The organism is Pseudoflavonifractor phocaeensis, from assembly GCF_021531375.1.
In the GTDB taxonomy this organism is placed as follows: Bacteria; Bacillota; Clostridia; order Oscillospirales; family Oscillospiraceae; genus Lawsonibacter; species Lawsonibacter phocaeensis_B.
The window spans coordinates 1-21,318 of record NZ_JADYTU010000022.1; the positions used below are offsets into that span (position 1 = coordinate 1).

Genomic DNA, 21,318 nt, shown 5'->3' on the forward strand with positions numbered 1-21,318 from the left:
TGCGGGAGCAGCGGCAGGAGCGGGGGCAGCGGCGGGGGCGGCAACAGGAGCAGCCACGGGAGCGGCCACAGGAGCGGCAGCCACAGGCGCGGCGGCCACGGGGGCGGCAGGGGCAGCGGCGCCGGTCTTCTCGACGGACACGCTGTAAACCTTGCCGTTGACGGTAACGTTGTAGTTCATAGCTTGTTTTCCCCTTTACAATTTAATAGTCTGGCGCTTAAACGCCGGGTCCGAACCTTTTTCAGGCATCTTCCCACTACTTCGGGTTTTTCCCGCCCGTCATAAGGCGGGAAAAACCCGAAATTTGTGCCATTATATCATTTTATGTTCTGATATGTCAAGGTCCGGACATTCACAGCCTTGCGCCCGTATACTTTCTTTCCCTTACAGCACGTCGGCAAAAGCCTGGATGGCGGTGCTGGCCTGGCCGAAGTCCCGCATCTGCTGGTCCACGCCCAGCTTGATGTGAGGCACACCGGCGTTGTCCAGCGCCTTCTTCAGGTAGGGGTACTCCATCTCCTCGGGGTCGCAGAACTGCTGCATGAACAGCACCAGACCCTGGGCGCCGGAGTTCTTCACCAGATTGGCCACGTACTCGCCGCGGCGGTTCTGGTTGGAGTGCTCGTCGTACAGCAGGACCTCGTAGTCCTGGTCGGCGAACTGCTGGGCCAGAGCCATCATGGGATCGCCGGTCTCGGCGGCGTCCACACGGATGGCGCGGCTCTCCTGGGCCACGTCGTCGGCGGCGATGGCGATCTTGTTGTCGTCAAAGATCTGCAGCAGCTTGGGATTGTCGCAGATGATGCCGGAGGTGACGATCTTCTTGCCGGTCCACTTGCACTCGGGCAGGGCCTTCAGCTCGGCGTTCAGGGCCTCCAGCTTCTCAGCGAAGGGGACGGGCTCCATGAACCAAGCGGCGCGCAGGACGGCGGAGCGGTTGACGGCGGAAACGGCGTCAGGATGCTGGCCGGCCAGCTTGACGAACTCGCGGCGGGCGGCGCGGCTGCGGTTCATGACCTTGATGGCCTCGCGCAGAGCCTCGTCGGTGATGGTGGTGCCAGCGATCTTCTCCAGCTCGTTCTTCACGTGGGTGTACTGATCCACGGTGAACTGCAGGCCGAAAGCGGGCTTGCGGTGCTGGGGATGGGCCAGGAAGATGCAGGGCAGCTTATCCTTCATAGCCACGCGGAAGTTCTGGCTCATGGGACGCAGAGTGTCGCAGATGGTGGGCGTGATGATGCCGTCCAGCTGATCCATGGTGCCGTCCAGCAGCATCTCCAGCGCCAGCTGGGCGATGGTGCAGTAGAAGGTGGCGCAGTACTCCTTAGCCATGGAGATGGTCTTGTTGTTGCTGCCCCAGATGCCCATGGGCACCATACCGGCGGCCACGACCAGCTCCACGGGAGCGTAGTAGGGCAGCACGCCGATGACCTTCTTGCCCTGCTTCTTGTACTCGCTCAGCACAACGTGGGGGTGCTCGGAAACTTCCTTAAATTCGTTCAGCAAAACCTCGGTGCTCATTTCGCCTCGGCCTCCTTCTTCGCTTTGTTAGCCTCCATGGCCTCGACCAGGCCCTGGACACGGGTCTCATACTGAGCCTCGTTGAAGTTACGGGGATCGGCCTGGTCGCCGTCGAAGCCGGCGCAGGGCACACCCAGATCCTCGGTGAAACGGCGCTGCATCTCGGCCATGTAGCCGGACCAAGGCTTGCAGGAACGGTTGTAGTGGACCAGAACGCCGTCCACCTTGTTGTCCCGGCAGATGCCCTCACGCCAATCAACGCCCTGCTCGATACACACGGAGTTGGGGGCCTTGTAGTAGGCGCGGGCCATGCCGTCCAGGTCGTCATAGACGAAGCCGAAGGCGGGGGCGTACACCACGGCGGTAACGTTGACGCCGTTGGCCTTCAGGGGCTTGAACAGGTTGGGCAGCTTGGGCCAGCAGGGGATGCCCTCGAACATGACGCGGTACTGCTCAGGGAAGGGAGTGGTGGTCTCGCCGTTCTTGACGGCCTCGGCCAGGTCCTTCTCCAGCAGCTCAAAGGCCTCGGCGGCCTGAACCTTGGCGCGGGCGGTGACGATGTCGGCCATGTGGTTGAACAGATCGAAGCCGCTGTAGGGGGCGGGCTTGTACTGCAGGTAGTCGCAGACGCGCAGCCAGGCGCTGGCGGTGCGGTTGGCGTTGGCACAGGCCTGCTCGAACTTCTTCTCGTCGAACTTCTTGCCGGTCAGCTCCTCCAGCTGCTTGATGGCGTTGTCGAACTGGGCACGGACATAGGCCACGTTGGTATCGGCAACCTCAACGGTGTTGTTGTAGGGGATGTCGATCATGATCAGGGGGATGTTGCGCATACGGGCGATGTTCTCATACCACTTGGTCATGCAGTTGCAGATGTTGTTGCAGCACAGCACGAAGTCGGGCTGAGGAATCTGCATCTGACGGTAGGGCTTGATCGCGGCCTTGCGCAGCTCCTTCTCGCGGCCCTCGGGCAGAGCCTCGATCTCATAGATGTCATCCAGCACGGTATAGGGCACCATGGTCTTGGGGTCCTTCTTGGGCTTGCCGGTCTCGGGGTCGATGACCACCTTGCCGTTCTCGTCCTTCAGAGGCTTGCCGCTGTTGGGATTGATGACGTACTCGCCGGTCTCCAGGTCCACCTTGCGGGAAGCGCGCTTGCCGGCGGCGTAGGCCAGGCTGATGCGGGCGTAGCCGCAGATGTCGTTGTCAAAGCCCAGGTCCTCAGCGGCCTGGCACATGATCTCGCCGTCGCGGTTGGCGGCGATGCCGGCGGCCTGGTTCTCGGGATACATGACATCCAGATCAAAGGCGGCAGCCAGTTCGCAGGGGAACTTGGAGCTGGACCAACCAACCAGTCTGCCCTCGGCGTGAGCCTTGCGGGCGTCCGCATGGACATCATCGACGACCTTTCGCAAAGCCAGGACGCCGGGGCTAACAGTTTTAGCCATGTTAGTTTCCTCCTAATTTATAAATAGATATTGCTGTACAGAGGGTCTTTAGGCCTTCTGCTCCTTGAGATACTTCTGATAGGCGAACAGGGCGGCGCCCAGAGCGCCGTTGTACTGGGTCAGAGGCGAGGTATGGACGGTGTGTCCCAGCTCCTCCTCCAAGGCCTGTACAATACCCACGTTCTGCGCCACGCCTCCGGTCATCACCACCAGATCACGGATTCCCACCCGGTGGGCCAGACCGACTACACGGCTGGCCACGGAACGGTGGATGCCCTTGATGATATCACACTTGTCCGTCTCCTGGGCAAGCTGGCTGATGACCTCACTTTCCGCGAACACGGTGCAGGTGGAACTGATGGCCACATCCTTGGTGGACTGGGCGCTGAGCGCTCCCAGATCCTCCACCTTCACCTCCAACACCCGGGCCATTACATCCAGGAAACGACCGGTACCGGCGGCGCATTTGTCGTTCATCACGAAGTTGGTCATGACACCGTTCTCGATCTGCAGGATCTTCACGTCCTGACCGCCGATGTCAATGACCGTGTGGACATCGGGGAACAGGAAGGTGGCGCCCTTAGCGTGGCAGCTCAGCTCGCTCATCTGGTGGTTGGCAACGGATTCCAGAGAGTTGCGGCCGTAGCCGGTAGCCAGAACATAGCTCATGTCCTCCTTGGTCATACCGGCCTCCTCCAGCACCTGAGCGATGGCCCGCTGGGGCCCGCTGGTGCCGGCGCCCACAGCGATCAGGGACTTGCTGACGATGTCCTTGCCGTCGGCAAGTATCACGCACTTGGAGGCGGTGGAACCAATGTCGATTCCGAGGGTGTAAATACTCATAATGAATGTCTCTCCGTCACGAAAATATGGCGCCGGGCGGCGGCGTGTACCACCGCCCGGCTGGTAAAGGCTCTTACTTCTTCAGATCGTCGTAGTCCTTGATGGTGCGGGGCAGCAGCATCTGGTGGAAGGGGCAGATGCTCTCGGGGTTCTGGTAGCAGGCATCGGTGAAGGCCACGATGTAGTTACGCATCATGGGCATGTCAACGATCTCGTCCACCAGGCCGGCCTGGGCACAGAACAGGGGCTTGGACTTCACGTCGTAGTCGTCGATCAGGGCGTTCATCTTGTCGATGGTGGGCTGGAGATCCTTGCCCGCCTTCTGATCCTTGGCCAGACGGCCGGTGTACATGGCGTTGGCAGCGGTCTTGCCGTTCATGACGTTGATCTCGGTGGCGGCGGTGCCCAGAGAGAAGGCGTTGTTGTCGTTGCCCTGAGGGCCGCCCAGGACGTAGTGGGCGGCGGCGGTGCCGCGGCGCAGGGTGATCTCCATCATGGGCAGCTTGCTGCTCTGGATGGAGTAGATCAGGGACTGGCCCAGACCCAGCAGCTCGGCGACCTCGGCGTCGTCGCCCACGTCGATGCCGGTGGTATCCTGGATCCAGATCATGGGGATGCGGTCACGGGCACACAGGGTGACGAACTCGTTCATCTTGATCAGGCCCTGGCGGTACAGCTTGCCGCCGGCGCCCATGGCCTGGCCGTACTTGGCCATCTTGTACTCGGGATAGTTGGCGAACACGCCCTGCTGGTTGGCAACCACGCCCACCAGAAGGCCGTCCACCTTGGCCAGGCCGGTGATCATCTCGGGGCCGTAGCCCTTCTTGTACTCCATGAACTGGCTGCCGTCGAACAGGCGGCCCAGGACGGAATACATGTCGTAGGGACGGTTCTTGTTGTTCAGCACCAGGTCGTACAGCTCCGCGTCGGACATGGCGGGAGACTGGGGAGTATCCACACGGAAGAACTCCAGATCATAGCTGGGCAGCATGTCCACATACTTCTTGATGCCGGCGATAACGCCCTCCTGCTCGGTGTACACCTCGCGGAAGAAGCCGGTCTGGCCGAAGTGGATGGAGACGGATCCGGGAGGATCGGCACGCAGGCCCTTGGTGGCCTCGATCTGAGCCAGGGCGGCGTCCATGTCCACATGGGGCTTGGGGTTCATGCCGCCCACGATGCCGGCGCCGCCCACGGCCATGTTGGCCTTCTCATGGGCGATCAGCACGGTGGGAGAGATGGAGTGGTAGCCGCCGCCGGCGGGGTTGGTGCCGTGGATGCCCACGATGACGGGAATGCCCATCTGGTTCAGCTCGGAGTTGCGGTAGAAGGGAGTACCGCCGCCGCGGCGGTTGGGGTACACCTTCTCCTGCTGGTCCAGCTCAACGCCGGCGCACTCCAGCAGGTAGATCAGGGGGATGCGCAGCCGCTTGGCGGTGTCGGAGCCGCGCAGCAGGTTGTCGGCCTGACCGGGGACCCAGGTACCGGCATGCTTCTTGTTGTCGGAAGCAATGATGCAGCACCACTTGCCGTTGACGCGGCCCAGACCCTTGATGATGGAGGTGGTGCCGCTCTTGTTCTTCTCGGGGTTGTACAGGCTGTTCAGGGGGCACCAGGTGCCGGGATCCACCAGCAGGGAGACGCGCTGCATGGCGGTCAGCTGGCCCTTCTTGTTCATGTCCTCGTCAGCCTTGCCGTTCTGCAGGCCATCCACGATATGAGCGTGGATGTCGTCCTCGATGGCCTTCAGCTCCTCAACGTTCTCGGGGTTGGGGCGGACAGCCTTGCCCACCACGGGCATATTCTGGAAATACCGGGGCATGGAATAGTTACCCAATGTAAACTCCTCCTATATATTCAGTATGGATGGGGTATCCCGTTTTACTCCTTGGGGACCTTGATGAAGGCCTGGCCGGGGTCGATCTCCTCGCGGATCAGCTTGATGATGTCGGGGCTGGGGCCTTCCATCAGCTGGGCACGGGACACATCGACCTCGAAGCCGGTGTTCTCCTGGACCATCTCGGGGGTGGAGAACGGATAGTAGTAGGCCAGGTACATCCGCTTGGTCTCGTCGTCGAACTTCATGATGCCCAGGTCGGTGACCACCATCTGGGGGCCGCGGTTGCCGGGCAGGCCGGCGCGCTCACGGCCGCCGGGGCCGTCCATCCAACCACAGGAGGTGATATAGTCCACATGGTCAATGAAGCGGCGCTTCTGGTGCTGCATCATGATGATGGTGTTGCAGTAGGTGGCGATGCCGTTGGCGCCGCCGGAGCCGGTGAAGCGGGTGGTGGGCTGGAGATAATCGCCCTTGCCGAAGATACAGGTGGAGTTCACGTTGCCGTAGGGATCGATCTGGGCGCCGCCGATGAAGGCCACCAGACGGTCCTCGTCGTGCAGCCACTCGTTGGCCTCAAAGCCCACGAAGCGGATGTTGGGCCACTGCACGGCGCAGTGGGCCATGAAGCGGTTGTCGCCCACGGAGCGGGGAACTTCCACGGGATCGCAGTCCATCAGGCCGCTCTCCACGATGGGATGGCAGGAGGGGCACACGGCCCGCTTGGCCAGAGAGGCGCCGATCAGGGGCAGGCCGGTACCCACGATAACGATCTGATTCTCCTTGATATTCTTAGCAATGGCGTAAGCCTGCATCTCCTGCTTGGTATACTTCGTATAATCAGACATTTTTAATACCCCTTCCTAAGTTAGTGAGTCGTGGAATAGCCCAGATGGGGCTCGTTCTTCAGCCGCATCAGGCGGGAACCGCCGATCTTATCCAGCAGGGCGGCCTGATCTTCGCAGCTGTAGACCCACTTTTCCACGTAGTCCTTGAAGGTCTCGGGGATCTTCACGCCGGCGGCGGCGTCCTCAGCGGCCTTCTTGGCCTTGGCGGCGGCATCGGCCAGCTTGGCGTCCTCGGGCTTGGCGGCGGCGGCCTTCTCAGCCTTGGCAGCGGCCTTGGCCAGCTGGGCCACGGCGTCCTCGGCGTCCTGATACTTGGAGGCCTTGTCATACTCCTTCAGGCCGGCGTCGTCGTCATCATAGTAGTCATAGCACTGGGAAGGCCAGGCGCCGTAGGGAGCCTTCACAACAGCCTGCACGCACTCACCGAAGATGCGGGTCTTGGTGGGATCGCGGCGGATGAACTCGTTGGAGACGATCTCCTCGCAGGTCACGATGGTCTTGCGGGCGGCCACGGCGATGTCAATGTCATGGAACTCGTCGCCGCAGATGATGCAGGTGCCGTCGGGGCTGGCCTGCTGCACGTGGATGATAGCGGTGTCGAACTTAGGCACGGGAACGGCAACGACCTTCTGGCCGGGAACCATGGGGTTCTCGATCTCAGCGCACTTCAGGTCCTCCAGCTTGGGCATGGTCTTGCGCTTCTCCTCGCTGATGCCCCAGTACTTCATCAGGCCGGAGCCCTGCATCAGGCGGACAGGCAGGAAAGGCAGGCCCAGGGAAGCGGCGTGCAGCATGAGCATCAGGACGTCCTGAGAGTAGTCTTCGTAAGTAAGCTTGCCCTGCTCGATGGCGGCGCGGAACCGGCGGGACACGTTGGTGTAGCCGGAGTTGGCGGTGTAGCAGTTGATGTAAGCAGCCACGCGGCCCTCGCCAATGAGCATATCGACCTCACCGCCGCCGGGACCGGCGTAAACAATGAAGTCCTTCTTGCCCTGACGCAGGATCTCGGACACCGTAGCGTAAGGCTTGCGGTTGGTGGTGAAGCCGCCAATTGCAAGGACGTCACCATCCTCGACGAATTTTGCCACGGCGTCATGCAAGGTGTACACTTTGTTCATGGTAAAACCCCCATTATAAAAGATTTTTTAGTGTTCTCTTTTCCTCTCGTTTTCAAGGTGCATGTGTGCGCTATTCAACGGATACTAGTTTACCACAACTTCTTCCAAAGGTCTATTTGTAATTTAGCAAAAAGTTTGCATATCTTCTCCTACCGTGCTATAATACCATCACCCCGGGAAAGGACCCTCTTTCCCCGGCTTTTGAGTGGGCGGCCCGTCTGTGGTTTTTCCGCCGAGGCGCCTGCTCACGCTCTACCTGACGGAGGTTCGCTATGAATAACGTAGAATTTCATCTTCAATTGAATCACAACGATACCTGGAATATGAGCCGCCTCCATTTTCATGACCACTACGAGCTGCTGCTTCCTCTGACCACGCCGGGCAACATTTTTGTCAACGACCAGGTGTATCCCCTGCGCCGCGGGACCCTGTATCTAATTGGCGAAAACACCCTGCACCGCACCATGGCCACCGGCTTTCATGCCCGCTACGTCCTCCACATCAGCCGAAAGGCTCTGGTGGAGCTGTCCACGCCCCAGACGGATTTTACCCAGCTGACCCAGGACCCCTTCCGCCGGGCCACCCTGGACAGCACGCAGATGACGGAGATTATCGAGCTTTTTCAGGCCCTGGAACGCAACAAAAACGACGGTTCTTTCGGCAGTGACATCCATCAGACGGTGGCGCTGCTCAACCTGCTCATCCGGGTGGCCCCCACTCTGAACGCCGCCACCGCCGGCGAAGCCATCCGCAACAAGGATTTTCTCCGCGTGGTTCCCATCCTGGACTACATCCGGGACAACCTGTCCGAACCCTTGTCCCTGGACCAGATCGCCGGCCACTTCTACATCAGCAAGCACTATCTCTGCCGTATTTTCAAGGCCGCCACCGGTTTCTCCGTGATGGAATACATTATATATAGCCGTGTCCTTTTGGCACGTCAGCTTCTCCAGGAGGGAGTCAGCGTCCAGCAGGCCGGCGAACGTTCAGGCTTTTCCGACAACTCCCACTTCATCCGGACCTTTGGTCATCTCACCGGCGTCACGCCCGGGCGGTACTCCAAGGAATACCAGTCCAGTGACCAGATCCTGCTCCGGGGAAACCCCAAGCAGCAGTGACTCCCGCCTTTGCAAGGTCCCTCTTCCCCCATTTTCCCCTCGATCACTCCCCTTTTTTGGTCAACATCTGCAAATCCTATACTTTGAGCCTCTCCCATGCCGGAGCCAGTCCGCTTACCATACACAATAAAAAGCTGCCGGGGACAAGCTGTCCCCGGCAGCTTTTTACATCAGTCCGGCCAGGCGCTCCAGAGCCTCGTCCAGATGCAGCAGGTCCGCGCCGGGGTAATTGACCACCACCGTGTGGGGGGCGGCGGCCCCGGGACTGTGTTGATACGCAGACAGGAAAGACAGACGGATGCCCTGCTCCTCCGCCAGGGCGGCCAGTTCCCCGTCCTCCCGCTCCGTGTCCAGTTCCATTAAAAAGTGAAGTCCCGCGTTTTCCCCCCGGATCCGGCATCGTCCGGCTAGGGGACTGGTCCGGATGGCCTCCAGCACCGCGTCCCGCCTGCCCCGGTAGAACACCCGCATCCGGCTGACATGGGACTCGAAGCCCCCCTCCTCCAGGAAACGGGCCAGGGTATACTGCTCCATGGCCGGGACGGTGCAGGAGTAAAAACCCAGCTTCCGCCGGTAGGTCTCCAGCAGGGGGCGGGGCAGCACCATGTAGCTGATCCGGAGGGACGGGGCCAGAGACCGGGAAAAGGTATTCATATAGATGACCCGTTCTCCCCGGTCGATGCTCTGCAAAGTTGGAATGGGACGGCCCATAAAACGAAACTCGCTGTCGTAATCGTCCTCAATGATGTACCGCCCCCCCTCCGCTCCAACCCAGTGCAGCAAATTCTGGCGGCGGGCAATGGGCGTGACCGCCCCGGTGGGGAACTGGTGGTTGGGTGAGATATGGAGGACCTGGGCGCCGCTGGTCTCCACCCTCTCCGGAGCGACCCCCTGCCCGTCCACAGGCAGGAACACGCACCGGGCCCCGCTGAGTTCATAGACCCGGGCCGCCTTGGAGTAGCCCGGGTCTTCCACCCCATAGACCCGGTCCCGACCCAGCAGCTGGACGATCAGATTATAGAGGTACTCCGTCCCCGCCCCCACCACGATCTGGTCCGGAGCGGCGGTGATCCCCCGAAACTGGTAGAGGTGCCGGGCGATGGCCCGGCGCAGCTCGGGAACGCCGCTGTGGGGCATGGAGCGGAGCAGCGCCTCCCCCTCCTCCGTCAGCACCCTGCGCATCAGCTTGGCCCACACGGAAAAGGGGAAGCCCTCGGTGCCGCTGCCGCCGCTCTTCAGATCCAACAGCCAGGTCCGCTCCCCCTCCTGCTGCCCCTCGTCCCGCTCCTCTATCCGGATCGGGGCAGGTCTGGTCTCCACGGAGCTGACAAAATAGCCCCGCTTCTCCTCAGAACGGAGATAGCCCTCCGCCGCCAGTTGGGCGTAGGCGTTCTCCACCGTCACCACCGCCGTCTCCAGGTGCCGGGCCAGAGCGCGCTTGGAGGGCAGCTTCTCTCCCGCTGCCAGCCGCCCGGACAGAATATCCTCCTTGATGCAGCGGTACAGATAGTCATACCGGGCCAGGCTCCCCCGGCGCTCCAAATCATAGGTCAGCATATGTCCCTCCATCTGGTCCTATAAAAAAGTCTTAAATTGGACCTTTCATTCATACCAGTTATGATTAAAATACATCTCAAGCAGAAATGCAAGAAAATTTTTCCCGTGATGGTCAGGACCCATCCGGGCAAAGGAGTCTTTCCAATGACCAATTCCAAATCCTACAAGAAAGTTTACCAGTTGGTGCTCGCCTCTCTGTTCGCCGCCTTGACCTATGTGATGACCATGGTGGTCCAGGTCCCCTCCCCCATGCAGGGCTACGTCAATCTGGGCGACTGCGCCGTGCTGCTGTCCGCCTGGCTCCTGGGTCCCCTCTACGGCGGCGCCGCCGCGGGCATCGGCTCCATGCTGGCCGACCTGCTGTCCGGCTACGCCCACTATGCTCCCGGCACCTTCGCCATCAAGCTGGCCATGGCGGTGGCCGCAGCCCTGATCTTCCGGGCACTCCAGAGCCGCGCCTCCCATAATCTGCTGCTCTCCCAGGCGGTCAGCGGCGTGGTGGCCGAGACCATCATGGTTGTGGGCTACTTCGGCTACGCCAGCCTGTGGCTGGGCAAGGGGCTGGCTGCCGCCGCCTCTATCCCCGGCAACATCGTCCAGGGGGTCTTCGGTCTGGTGGCCGCCATTGCGGTATACGCCGTCCTGAACAAGAGCCGCGTTCTGGCCCGCATCTAACAAATTCTGATATAAAAAATGGCTGCCCGGCGGGCAGCCATTTTTTATTGGTATATCATGCTTTCGACATCTTGTTTTCCCTTGAGCACCACATTTTCTTTCCCCAGCCGCTCCTTCAGATCTTCAATGAGGGCTGGGTGAAGCTGGCAGCGGGTCCCCACCCGCTTTTTGCAGTCCTCGAAGTAGAGGATGGCCTGGCTGTCCCCAGGGAAGAAGGACAGGGCCAAACGCACCTTCCGCAGCCTGGGGTCCTCCCGGCTGGGGAACCGGAGGTACAGCTTTTCTCCCTCTGCCGCCGCGCTGTCCGGTTCCCCCAGGGGCCGGATGGAGTCCACCATGAGTTGTGGCTCTTTTTCGTCCCGGACGGAGATCTTTCCGGCGGCAAGGACGGCGCTGTTTTCCCGGATATAGCTGCCGCTCTCCTCCAACACTCTGGAAAAGCACAGCAGCTCAATGCCTCCGGTGTCATCCTCCAAGTTCACATAAGCCATCAGGGTGTTGTTTCGGGTGGTCCGGGTCTTGTAGGTGGCGATGACGCCCGCGATGGACACCCGCTGACCGTCCCGATACTCCTGGGGGCCATCCTCCCGGTCGAAGTCCGCCATGATAGAGCCGATGGTCACCGCCCCCTTCATTCTGGCCGTCTCCCGGTACTGGTCCATAGGGTGGCCGGAGAGGTAGAGGCCGGTGGTCTCCTTCTCCATGCTCATCAGCTCCTGGGGGCTGTATTCGGGCAGGTCCGGCAGATGGAGGGCAGGCAGGGGGGCGGGTGCGCCGTCCCCTCCCCCAGTGCCCAGTCCGAACAGGTCCAGCTGGCCCTCCACGTTCCGTTTCCGTCCGGCGGCGATGCCGTCCAGCACCTGGCCGTAGACCTGCATCAGCTGGGAGCGGCGGTAGCCCATCCGGTCGAAGGCCCCCGATTTGATGAGACTCTCCAGCACCCGCCGGTTCAGGTCATGGTCAAACATCCGGTCGCAGAAGTCCATGAAGTCTATAAAGGGCCCCGCCTTTTCCCGTTCCGCCAACAGGGCGTTGATGACGTTCCGCCCCACACCCTTCAGAGCCACCAGGCCGAAGCGGATCCCCTCCCCCACCACGGTGAAGTCGGCGTGGGACTGGTTCACATCTGGGGGAAGGAGCTGGATGCCCATGTCCCGGCACTCGGAGATGTACTCGGCCACCTTTTCGGTGGAGTCCAGCACCGAGGTCAGCAGAGCGGCCATGTACTCCTTGGGGTGGTGGTACTTGAACCAGGCGGTCTGGTAGGCCACCACGGCGTAGCAGACGGCGTGGGCCTTGTTAAAGGCGTACTCGGCGAAAGCGTCGATCTCTTCGTAAATGGCCTTGGCCGTCTCCTCCGGAACGCCATTGGCGATACAGCCGGCAATGTTCCGCGCGGGGTCGCCATAGATGAAAAATTGGCGCTCCCGCTCGATCTCCTTTCGCTTTTTCTTGCTCATGGCCCGGCGCACCATGTCGGCCTGCCCCAGGGAGTAGCCCGCCAGCTGCTGAAAAATTTGGAGCACCTGCTCCTGATAGACGATACAGCCGTAGGTGTAGGACAGGATGGGCTTCAGAGAGGGGTGCTTATAGGTGATCTTCTCCGGATTGTGCTTGCTGGCAATGAACCGGGGGATGGATTCCATGGGGCCGGGGCGGTAGAGGGCAATGATGGCGGTGATGTCCTCAATGTCCTTGGGCTTCAGGCCCACGCACACGCCGGTCATGCCGGTGGACTCCATCTGAAACACACCGGAGGTCTTTCCTTCGCTGAGCATGGTCATCACATCCGGGTCATTCTCCGGAATGGAAGCCAAGGTGAAGTCCGGTTCCTTCTCCCGCACCATCCGGACGGCGTCATCTAGGATGGTCAGGTTTCGAAGGCCCAAAAAGTCCATCTTCAGCAGGCCCAATTCCTCCAGCGTGGTCATAATGTACTGGGTCACGGGCAGGCCGTCGTTGGTGGCCAAGGGGACATAGTCGCACACCGGCCGGCTGGTAATGACCACGCCGGCGGCGTGGGTGGAGGTGTTCCGGGGCATCCCCTCGATGGCCATGGCGGTGTCGATGAGCTTTTTCACCCGCCCATCCCCGTCGTAGGCATCCTTCAGCTGCTTGGACAGCTTGAGTGACTCTTCCAGCGTGATGTGGAGGGCCCCCGGTCCGCTGGGGATCAGCTTGGCGATGGCGTCTACCTCGGCATAGGGGAAATTGAGCACCCGGCCCACATCCCGGACCGCCGCCCGGGCCGCCATGGTACCGAAGGTGACGATCTGGGCCACATGGTCATCCCCGTATTTTCGCTTTACATAATCTATGACCTCCTGCCGCCGGCGGATGCAGAAGTCGATGTCGATATCGGGCATGGACACCCGGTCCGGGTTGAGAAAACGCTCAAAGTACAACCCGTACTTCATGGGGTCCAGATCGGTAATGTTCAGACAGTAGGACACCATGGACCCGGCGGCGGAACCGCGGCCCGGACCCACCGGGATGCCGTTGCCCTTGGCAAAGGCAATGAAGTCGGAGACGATGAGGAAGTAGTCCACAAAGCCCATCTTCCGGATCATGTCCATCTCGTAGCGCAGCTGCTTCCGGTAGTCCTCCGACTGACCGGGGTAGCGGCGGGCAAAGCCGTCCCAGCACAGCTTCTCGAAGTATTCTTCCCCGCTGGCGTAGCCCTCGGGGAGTTGGAAATGGGGCAGGTGGTACTTGCCGAACTCAAACTCCACATTGCACAGCTGGGCGATCTTGGCGGTGTTTTCGATGGCCTCCGGACACTCAGGGAACAGGGCGGCCATCTCTTCCTCCGACTTGACGTAGAACTCCTGGGTCTCAAATTTCATGCGGCTGGGATCATCCAGGGTCTTGCCCATCTGGATGCACATGAGGATGTCCTGCATCTCCGCGTCCTCCCGGCGGAGATAGTGGGCGTCGTTGGTGGCAATGAGGGGGATGCCCGTCTCCTCATGGAGGCGGAGCAGATCGGCGTTCACCCGCTTCTGGGCGGGGATATTGTGGTCCTGGAGCTCCAGGTAGTAGCCGTCCTCCCCGAACAGCTCCCGCATCTCCAGGGCGACGGCCTTGGCATGGTCATACTCCCCTGCCAGCAGCAGCTTGGGGAGCTCACCGCCCAGACAGGCGGAGCAGGCGATGAGGCCCCCGCAGTGTGCCCGCAGCAGGTCCATGTCGATCCGGGGCTTGATGTAAAAGCCCTCCAGATAGGCCTGGGACACCATATAGGACAGGTTGCGGTAGCCCTCCTCGTTGCGGCACAGCAGGACCAGATGGCGGGAGTCGGCGTCGTACTCATGGACCTTCTGGAACCGGGTGCGGCCCCGGGGGGCCACATAGACCTCGCAGCCGATAATGGGCTTGATCCCGGCGGCCTTGCAGGCCCGGTAGAAGTCGATGACACCGTACATGCAGCCGTGGTCGGTGATGGCCACGGCATCCTGGCCCAGTTCCTTCACCCGTTCCACCAGCTTTTTGATGCGGCAGGCCCCGTCCAGCAGGGAGAATTCCGTATGGAGATGTAAATGGACAAAGGACATGGGGGACCTCCGCCTTTCTATTTTTATCGTTTACGCTTGTCCAGTAGCCAAAGGAGCAGAGAACAAACCGCAAAAGTGACAACAAAACAAAAGAGCCAGCTTGCAAACAGGGAGGGGATATCCCAAAGCCCCTCAGAATGCCGGAGCAGTCCCGCGATGCAGGGCTCCTCCCACAGCGCCCGACACCGCCTGTCTCCAACACTTTTTCATGTGGAAGCGGCCTTTCTCTGACTCATCCGTAAATTTTAGTTTATCGTTTCATGTAGGGTGAGGGCTTATCCCTCCCCCTTTTGTCCTTCGGCCATTTCCCCCCGACGGTGGGAATCGTCCCCCGCCGTCCGACGGCTGCCATTTTGGCGGCGGCCCCAAGGGGCCGCCCTACGGGCGGGGCGTCCAGAGGCCGCCCCCTACGAAACCATATTGTAAACCGTGCGTAGGGGGCGGCGTCCCCGACGCCCCATAATACATCCATAAACTAAAATTTACTACCTATATAATAGAATATTATTCCTCCCTGGACAGCTCCACCAGCTTGCGCAGGCGGTGGTTCAGGGCGGATTTTGTAATCGGCGGGTCGCACAGCTTGGCCAGCTGGGCAAGCGTGTCCTCCGGATGGGACAGCCGCAGGCTGGCCGTCTCTTTGAGCTTGTCCGGCAGGGCGGCCAGCCGGCCGCTCTCCTCCAGCTTCCGGATCGCCTCCACCTGGGCCATGGCCGCCTCCACCACCTTATCCATGTTGGCGGCGTCACAGTTGACCCTGCGGTTGACGCTCCCCCGCAGGTTTTTCTCCAGTTTGGCGTTCATTACCTCCATGGCAGACAGGGGGGCGCCGATGGTGGTCAGGAAGTCCTCGATCCGGTCGCTCTGTTTAAAGTAGATCACTGCGTTTCCCTTGCGCTTGGCGTCCTTGGGCTCCAGGTTCATGTCCCGCATCAGCGCCAGCATCTCTCGGCTGACACTGAGATGGGAGGTGGAAAGCTCCAAGTGGTACCCCTTCAGGGGGTCGGTCACCGAGCCGCCGGCCAGAAAGGCTCCCCGCAGAAAGGCTGCGCGGCAGCAGCTCTCCTCCAACACCCCAAAATTGATATGGAGGGCCAGGGCCCCCGGATCTCCGCCGAAGGCCTGCTGGATCACCCCCAGCTTTTTGCTGTCGGTGATGGAAAAGATGTGCTTTCCCTCCCCGTCCGGCAGCCGGTCAAAAGTCAGCTTGAAGGCCTTCTTGAACAGCAGCGGCAGACGCTGGGCCAGCGCGTCGCTTTCGGTAATGATCCGCACCTCTGTGGGAGAGAACGTATTACAGTAAAGTAAAATGCCATAACACTCCGCCTGGGCGCAGCATTTGCGGCTCACGTTTCCGCGGCACAGCTCAGTTTTCACGTCTCCGGCAAAGGACATGGTCATTCCTCCAAAATGTAGCGCCGCGCCCCGTGGAAGATCCGCACCGCCCGCCGGCGGTAGATCTCCAGGATGGCTTCGGCCAGTTTGTCAGGGTCGTGACGGGCATAGTTTCCCTCCGCGGAAGCCAGCGGCCGTTCCTCCAGCTCCAGCCCCAGGTCCGCGATCCGTTCCCGGTCGACGACCAGAGGGGCGGCGTCCTCCTCCCGGTACTTCTCCACCAGACCGGGATGGACCGGGGCGGAATTGGCCAGACACAAATCCACCAGGCCGGGAACCCCGTGGGCCAGCAGGGCCTCCAGGTGGTCGGCGGCGGTGTAGCCCTCCGTCTCCCCCTCCTGGGTCATGATGTTGCATATGTAGATCTTGGGGGCATCCGACTGGGCCACCGCCTGACTCACCCCGTCCACCAGCAGGTTGGGGATGACGCTGGTGTACAGGCTTCCGGGCCCCAGCAGGATCAGGTCCGCCTCTCCGATGGCCTCCAGGGCGGCGGCAAGCGGGGCGGGCCGCTCCGGGATCAGCGCCACATGGGAAATGCGGCAGTCCTGCTCCTTTTTAAAGCTATAGATCTTGGACTCTCCCACCACCCGGGCGCCGTTTTCAAAAACCGCCTCCAGCTGCACATCGGCGCTGGTCACTGGGATCACCCGGCCGGTGATGGCCAGAACGTGGCTCATCTGGCTCACCGCCTCCTCAAAGGAGCCGGTGACTCCATTGAGCGCTGCCAGGATCAGGTTTCCGAAGGACTGGCCCGACAGGGAACCCTCGGTAAATCGGTAGGTCAGAAGCCGTTCCATAATGGGCTCGGTATTGGCCAGCGCCTCCATACAGTGGCGGATATCGCCGGGAGGCGGCATCCCGATATCCCGGCGTAGCATGCCCGATCCACCGCCGTCGTCGGCCACAGTGACAATGGCGGTCAGGTTTTTGGTGTATTTTTTTAATCCCCGCAGCATGGTGGACAGGCCCGTTCCACCGCCGATGGCGACGATCTTGGGTCCCCGCTCCCACTGCTGTACGTTGGGAATATGTTCTACCATGGCGCGCTCCTCTCCATGTGGGTTTCAGCTTCGTCCCATGTCCCGATGGCTCTCCGCCACAGGGCCGCCGTTTTTACGCAGCCGCTCCGCCAGCGCGTGGGCCACGGCCACCGACCGGTGGTGTCCGCCGGTGCAGCCCACGGCAATGACCAGAGCGGTCTTGCCTTCCTCCTCATACCGGGGCAGCAGCCAGCCTACGAACTCCTCCAGACGGTCCATAAACTCCCCGGTCTGGGGGCTGGAAAACACATAATCCCGCACCCGCTCGTCCAGACCGGTGAGGGGCCTCAAGTCGGCCACATAGTAGGGGTTGGGCAGGAAACGGACGTCAAAGACCAGATCGGCCTCCATGGGCACTCCGTGCTTGAAGCCAAAGGAGGACACCCGCACCTCCATCCGCCCCTCGGTAGAGCCGCCCCTGGCAAAGAGCCGGCGCAGCTCCCCCTTCAGCTTGGCGTTGGACAGGTTGGAGGTGTCGATGATGTACTCCGCCCGCTCCCGGAGGGGGGCCAACATCTTCCGCTCCAGCTCAATGGCCTCCTCCAGACTATCACATTCCTCCCCCAGGGGGTGGCTGCGCCGGGTCTCCTTATAGCGCTTGATAATCACTTCGTCAGAGGCGTCCATAAACAGGATCCGGTAGGCGCATTTCATGGCCTTCAGGTCGTCCAATGCCCGGAACAGGGCGTCAAAGTTGGTGCCGCCCCGGACGTCGGTGACCAACACCACCCGGTCGTACTCTCCAGAACCCGCCATGCCCAGTTCGGCAAACTTGGGGATCAGAGGGGCGGGCAGATTGTCCACGCAAAAAAAGTCCATATCCTCCATAAAGGAGGCCGCCTTGCTCTTTCCGGCCCCCGACAGGCCGGATATAATGACAAATTCCATTGGAATCACCTCTGTGTCAAATTGTAAATTTTAGTTTATCGTTTCATGTAGGGTGAGGGCTTGGTAGGGCGGGGGCTTGCCCCCGCCGTATTTTGGCGGCGGCCCCAAGGGGCCGCCCTACGGGCGGGGCGTCCAGAGGCCGCCCCCTACGAAGCCATATTGTGAACCGTGCGTAGGGGGCGGCGTCCCCGACGCCCCATAATACATCCATAAACTAAAATTTACTGCAATATTTTTACTTCCATCTCCAGTTCCACGCCGGTCTGCGCCAGCACCCGCCGCTTTACCTGATCCACCAAAGCCAGCACGTCAGAGCAGGTGGCACCGCCCCGGTTGACAATAAAACCAGCGTGCTTTTCCGACACCTGAGCCCCCCCCACAGAGAGGCCCTTGAGGCCGCACTGCTCGATCAGAGCGCCGGCGAAATGGCCCGCAGGCCGCTTGAACATGGAGCCGGCGCTTGGGTACTCCAGGGGCTGCTTGGTCTGGCGCTGGACGGACAGCTCCTCCATTCTCTGCCGGATGGCCTCCCGGTCCCCGGCCATCAGCTCCAGCTCCGCACCCAGCACCATGCGGCTGCCATCGGTGAAGGGACTGCGGCGGTAAGAGAAGGCCAGTTCGGTCAGAGTCTCCCGCTCCCCCGCCCGGGTCAGGCAGGTGACAGAACGGACCACCTGGGACATTTCCCCTCCGTAGGCCCCCGCGTTCATCGTCACCGCGCCGCCCAGAGTGCCGGGGATGCCGCTGGCAAACTCCAGCCCGGTCAGGCCGCTGTCACGGGCCAGCACCGACAGCCGGGCCAGCGTGATCCCGCTGCCCGCCCGTACCACATTTCCTTCGATCCGGCAGCTGTCCAGACCGGAGGCGGCCTTCACCAAAAAGCGCTCCACTCCCCGGTCCGGGACCAGCAGGTTGGAACCGTTGCCCAGGAAAAAGGGCTCGATTTCCATCTCCCAGGCGGTGCGAAGGGCCACAGCGGCCTCCTCCTCCGTTTTGGGCAGGGCCATCAGGGCGGCGGGACCGCCGATGCGGAAGGAGGTATGCCGGGACATGGGCTCCTGGGAACGCAGCTCCAGCTCCGGACAGCGGCGGGCCAATTCCGCCCGCAACGTATCAAAGCGATCCATAATGGACCTCCAAATCATATCAGGATGCAGACCGATCTCGGTCTATTGAATGATTATAGCAAATTTCCCACGAAATTAGAATAGGGAACATCAGAAATTCCGCCGGCCCTCAAGTCCCAAATGCCTCCACCCTAAAACTGCAAAAAGCTGAGGCTGCCGAAAAACTCTTTTCGGCAGCCTCAGCAAAGTTCCAGGCATTGGCTTATGCTTCGAGCCTTATATCAATGAAAAAGCACAGGAATTTCAATGGTCTTCTCTCAAGCCGCCCTTTTCTCCGAAACCTTTATGCACAACACTTGGTCAGCAGGTCCCGAAAAACACCGGAGGCTTACACCATGTTGCACAGCAGGGCGGCGCCCACCACACCGGCATCGTTGCCCAGAGAGGCCTTCTCCAGGCGGGTGGGAGAGTTCTTGTCGAAGGAGCCCTGACGCACCAGCTCACGCAGGGGGTCCAGCAGCAGGTCGTCCTCGGCGTTGCTGATGCCGCCGCCCAGGCAGATGATCTCGGGCTGGAGCACGTTGATCAGGTTGATCAGGCCGATGGACAGGCCCTGGAGGTAGGTGGCCAGCACCCGCTTGGCCGCCGGGTCGCCCAGCCGGGCACCCTGGAAGGCGGTACGGCCCTGGACCTTGAAGCGGTTGCCCTCGCACAGCTCCCACAGCACGCTGTCCCTGCAGTGTTCCATCTCCATCTGGGTCAGGCGGATGAGGGCGGTGGCGGAGCCGTACTGCTCCCAGCAGCCCCGGTTGCCGCAGCCGCACAGGACGCCGTTGGGCTGGATGATCATGTGGCCCACCTCCATGCCGGAGTTGGCGTAGCCGGTAAAGAGCTTGCCGCCGGCCACCAGACCGCCGCCGATGCCGGTGCCCAGGGTGACCACCACCGCAGGGTCACAGCCCTTGGCTGCACCGGCCCAGTACTCGCCGATGGCGGCGCAGTTTGCGTCGTTGCCCAGAAACACGGGGATGTCCCAAACCTGCTGGAACAACTCCCGGAAGGGGGTGTCAGCAAAGGCCATGTTGGGGGTCTGGACCACCACGCCCCGCTTGTTGTCCACTAGGCCGGGCAGGCCCACGCCCACCGCTTCGATCTGGCCGTACTCCATCCCGCCCATCTCGCAGACCTTCCGGGCCAGGCGGGCCAACTCGGCGCACAGCTCCTCTGCCGTCATGCTCTTGTCCACAGGGTGGCTCACCTTGTCCAGAATGTGGCCCTTTTCGTCCACCAGACCGGCTACCAGATTGGTTCCTCCCACGTCAATGCCAATGTAGTACATACTCACTTCTCTCCCTCGTTCTCCATAATTTTTTCGAAGTGCTGATCCATTCGCTGGGTCAGCTCCAATGCCGCATTATGTCCCATCTTCCGGTTGCGGTTGTTCATGGCCGCCACTTCCACAATACTGGCCAGATTCCGTCCCGGCTTTACAGGAATGGTGATGGCGGGGACCTTGATTCCAAGGATCTCCGTCTGAACAGAATCCAAGCCCAGCCGGTCATAGACCGCGTGGTCGTCCCAGGGCTCCAGTTTAATGATCAGGTCGATCTGCTGCTTGTCCTTGATGGCCCCCATGCCGAACAGGCGGCGCACGTCGATGACGCCGATGCCCCGCAGCTCCATGTAGTGCCGGATCAGCTCGGGGGCAGTGGCCTCCAGGGCGCCGTGGTTGGTCTGGCGGATCTCCACCGCGTCGTCGGCAATGATGCGGTGCCCCCGCTTGATCAGCTCGATGGCCACCTCGCTCTTGCCCACGCCGGACTCGCCTTGGAACAGCACGCCCTCGCCGTAGATCTCCATCATCACCCCCGACCGGGTGATGCAGGGGGCAAGCCGGTTGTACAGGCTGCCGATGAGGGCGCTCATAAAGGCGGAGGTATGGGCCGGGGTACGCAGGATGGTGCGGCCATGCTTTTCCGCCATTTCCAGGCACTCAGGGAAGGGCTCCAGCCCCCGGGTGATGATGAGGCCGGGCACCGGGTAGGACAGCAGGTGGTCAAAGCTCTCCCTGCGGCGGGCAGAACTCATCCCCGCCACGAAAGTATGTTCCGTCAGCCCCATCAGCAGCAGACGCTTGGTGTCAAAATGTTCAAAAAATCCCGCCAGCGGAAGTCCCGGACGGTTCATATCCACAGTCCGCAGAGGAACGTTTTCATAATCAGGCGCAGCGCACAGGACCTCCAGTTCAAATTCCTGTATGATCTCTCCTAACTTCACGCTGTACTGGCTCTCCGGCATAGGGACCACTTCCTTTCCGGCCGTCCGGCCCTCGTTCGGCCCCACAGACGGTCTTTTTTCTAGTATAGACGAATTCTCCCCGTTTCGCAAGATTGCGGCTCCCCTTTGCTG

16 protein-coding genes and 1 pseudogene are annotated in these 21,318 nt (G+C 61.3%); 2 read left to right on the forward strand and 15 right to left on the reverse strand.

The features are described from left to right. From I6E39_RS08010 to I6E39_RS08040, 7 genes and pseudogenes are all read right to left on the reverse strand, one after another. Positions 1-180, reverse strand: a pseudogene (locus I6E39_RS08010) (acetyl-CoA carboxylase biotin carboxyl carrier protein subunit); the annotation flags it as partial. A 204-nt stretch (positions 181-384) separates the two neighbouring features. Then, entirely contained in the window at positions 385-1,521 is a 1,137-nt protein-coding gene (gene hgdB, locus I6E39_RS08015) for a (R)-2-hydroxyglutaryl-CoA dehydratase subunit beta (protein ID WP_235381088.1), read from the reverse strand. Then, complete coding sequence (hgdA, locus tag I6E39_RS08020; protein ID WP_235381089.1) at positions 1,518-2,966, reverse strand: (R)-2-hydroxyglutaryl-CoA dehydratase subunit alpha; 1,449 nt, start codon at positions 2,964-2,966, stop codon at positions 1,518-1,520. The genes hgdB and hgdA overlap by 4 nt, the downstream gene beginning before the upstream one ends. A gap of 48 nt (positions 2,967-3,014) precedes the next feature. Continuing rightward, entirely contained in the window at positions 3,015-3,809 is a 795-nt protein-coding gene (gene hgdC, locus I6E39_RS08025; protein ID WP_268842255.1) for a (R)-2-hydroxyglutaryl-CoA dehydratase activase HgdC, read from the reverse strand. Positions 3,810-3,882: 73 nt separating this feature from the next. Next, complete coding sequence (locus tag I6E39_RS08030; RefSeq protein ID WP_338127126.1) at positions 3,883-5,631, reverse strand: acyl-CoA carboxylase subunit beta; 1,749 nt, start codon at positions 5,629-5,631, stop codon at positions 3,883-3,885. A gap of 59 nt (positions 5,632-5,690) precedes the next feature. Further along, entirely contained in the window at positions 5,691-6,494 is an 804-nt protein-coding gene (gene gctB, locus I6E39_RS08035; RefSeq protein WP_235381091.1) for a glutaconate CoA-transferase subunit B, read from the reverse strand. A gap of 20 nt (positions 6,495-6,514) precedes the next feature. Then, complete coding sequence (locus tag I6E39_RS08040; RefSeq protein WP_235381092.1) at positions 6,515-7,612, reverse strand: CoA transferase subunit A; 1,098 nt, start codon at positions 7,610-7,612, stop codon at positions 6,515-6,517. A 272-nt stretch (positions 7,613-7,884) separates the two neighbouring features. Here I6E39_RS08040 and I6E39_RS08045 point away from each other — a divergent pair, with 272 nt between their 5' ends. Continuing rightward, positions 7,885-8,730, forward strand: coding sequence for a helix-turn-helix transcriptional regulator (locus I6E39_RS08045; protein WP_235381093.1), 846 nt, complete (start codon positions 7,885-7,887; stop codon positions 8,728-8,730). Positions 8,731-8,895: 165 nt separating this feature from the next. On the opposite strand, the gene pdxR is transcribed toward I6E39_RS08045, so the two are convergent. Further along, positions 8,896-10,287, reverse strand: coding sequence for a MocR-like pyridoxine biosynthesis transcription factor PdxR (gene pdxR / locus I6E39_RS08050; protein WP_235381094.1), 1,392 nt, complete (start codon positions 10,285-10,287; stop codon positions 8,896-8,898). A gap of 144 nt (positions 10,288-10,431) precedes the next feature. Here pdxR and I6E39_RS08055 point away from each other — a divergent pair, with 144 nt between their 5' ends. Continuing rightward, the gene (locus I6E39_RS08055) at positions 10,432-10,962 is read left to right on the forward strand and encodes an ECF transporter S component (protein ID WP_235381095.1); all 531 of its coding nucleotides are present in this window, start codon (positions 10,432-10,434) and stop codon (positions 10,960-10,962) included. 44 nt (positions 10,963-11,006) lie between these two features. Here I6E39_RS08055 and I6E39_RS08060 read toward each other — a convergent pair whose 3' ends face one another. From I6E39_RS08060 to hprK, 7 genes are all read right to left on the reverse strand, one after another. Continuing rightward, complete coding sequence (locus tag I6E39_RS08060) at positions 11,007-14,516, reverse strand: DNA polymerase III subunit alpha (RefSeq protein WP_235381096.1); 3,510 nt, start codon at positions 14,514-14,516, stop codon at positions 11,007-11,009. A gap of 504 nt (positions 14,517-15,020) precedes the next feature. Further along, positions 15,021-15,911, reverse strand: coding sequence for a DNA-binding protein WhiA (whiA, locus tag I6E39_RS08065; protein ID WP_235381097.1), 891 nt, complete (start codon positions 15,909-15,911; stop codon positions 15,021-15,023). A gap of 2 nt (positions 15,912-15,913) precedes the next feature. Continuing rightward, a complete protein-coding gene (locus tag I6E39_RS08070; RefSeq protein WP_235381098.1) occupies positions 15,914-16,954 on the reverse strand; it encodes a gluconeogenesis factor YvcK family protein in 1,041 nt (346 codons plus the stop codon). 24 nt (positions 16,955-16,978) lie between these two features. After that, on the reverse strand, positions 16,979-17,842 hold the full coding sequence (rapZ, locus tag I6E39_RS08075; RefSeq protein ID WP_235381099.1) for an RNase adapter RapZ: 864 nt from the start codon (positions 17,840-17,842) through the stop codon (positions 16,979-16,981). A 221-nt stretch (positions 17,843-18,063) separates the two neighbouring features. Then, positions 18,064-18,969, reverse strand: a complete 906-nt coding sequence (gene murB / locus I6E39_RS08080; protein WP_235381100.1) for a UDP-N-acetylmuramate dehydrogenase — start codon at positions 18,967-18,969, stop codon at positions 18,064-18,066. 328 nt (positions 18,970-19,297) lie between these two features. Continuing rightward, on the reverse strand, positions 19,298-20,248 hold the full coding sequence (locus tag I6E39_RS08085; protein ID WP_235381101.1) for an ROK family protein: 951 nt from the start codon (positions 20,246-20,248) through the stop codon (positions 19,298-19,300). A 2-nt stretch (positions 20,249-20,250) separates the two neighbouring features. Continuing rightward, complete coding sequence (gene hprK / locus I6E39_RS08090) at positions 20,251-21,207, reverse strand: HPr(Ser) kinase/phosphatase (protein WP_235381102.1); 957 nt, start codon at positions 21,205-21,207, stop codon at positions 20,251-20,253. Positions 21,208-21,318: the final 111 nt, after the last annotated feature.

Bases quoted from the DNA above. Each gene is read 5' to 3' on its own strand.
- hgdB (WP_235381088.1), bottom strand. From the start codon at position 1,521: ATGAGCACCGAGGTTTTGCTGAACGAATTTAAGGAAGTTTCCGAGCAC.
- hgdA (WP_235381089.1), bottom strand. From the start codon at position 2,966: ATGGCTAAAACTGTTAGCCCCGGCGTCCTGGCTTTGCGAAAGGTCGTC.
- hgdC (WP_268842255.1), bottom strand. From the start codon at position 3,809: ATGAGTATTTACACCCTCGGAATCGACATTGGTTCCACCGCCTCCAAG.
- I6E39_RS08030 (WP_338127126.1), bottom strand. From the start codon at position 5,631: ATGCCCCGGTATTTCCAGAATATGCCCGTGGTGGGCAAGGCTGTCCGC.
- gctB (WP_235381091.1), bottom strand. From the start codon at position 6,494: ATGTCTGATTATACGAAGTATACCAAGCAGGAGATGCAGGCTTACGCC.
- I6E39_RS08040 (WP_235381092.1), bottom strand. From the start codon at position 7,612: ATGAACAAAGTGTACACCTTGCATGACGCCGTGGCAAAATTCGTCGAG.
- I6E39_RS08045 (WP_235381093.1), top strand. From the start codon at position 7,885: ATGAATAACGTAGAATTTCATCTTCAATTGAATCACAACGATACCTGG.
- pdxR (WP_235381094.1), bottom strand. From the start codon at position 10,287: ATGCTGACCTATGATTTGGAGCGCCGGGGGAGCCTGGCCCGGTATGAC.
- I6E39_RS08055 (WP_235381095.1), top strand. From the start codon at position 10,432: ATGACCAATTCCAAATCCTACAAGAAAGTTTACCAGTTGGTGCTCGCC.
- I6E39_RS08060 (WP_235381096.1), bottom strand. From the start codon at position 14,516: ATGTCCTTTGTCCATTTACATCTCCATACGGAATTCTCCCTGCTGGAC.
- whiA (WP_235381097.1), bottom strand. From the start codon at position 15,911: ATGTCCTTTGCCGGAGACGTGAAAACTGAGCTGTGCCGCGGAAACGTG.
- I6E39_RS08070 (WP_235381098.1), bottom strand. From the start codon at position 16,954: ATGGTAGAACATATTCCCAACGTACAGCAGTGGGAGCGGGGACCCAAG.
- rapZ (WP_235381099.1), bottom strand. From the start codon at position 17,842: ATGGAATTTGTCATTATATCCGGCCTGTCGGGGGCCGGAAAGAGCAAG.
- murB (WP_235381100.1), bottom strand. From the start codon at position 18,969: ATGGATCGCTTTGATACGTTGCGGGCGGAATTGGCCCGCCGCTGTCCG.
- I6E39_RS08085 (WP_235381101.1), bottom strand. From the start codon at position 20,248: ATGTACTACATTGGCATTGACGTGGGAGGAACCAATCTGGTAGCCGGT.
- hprK (WP_235381102.1), bottom strand. From the start codon at position 21,207: ATGCCGGAGAGCCAGTACAGCGTGAAGTTAGGAGAGATCATACAGGAA.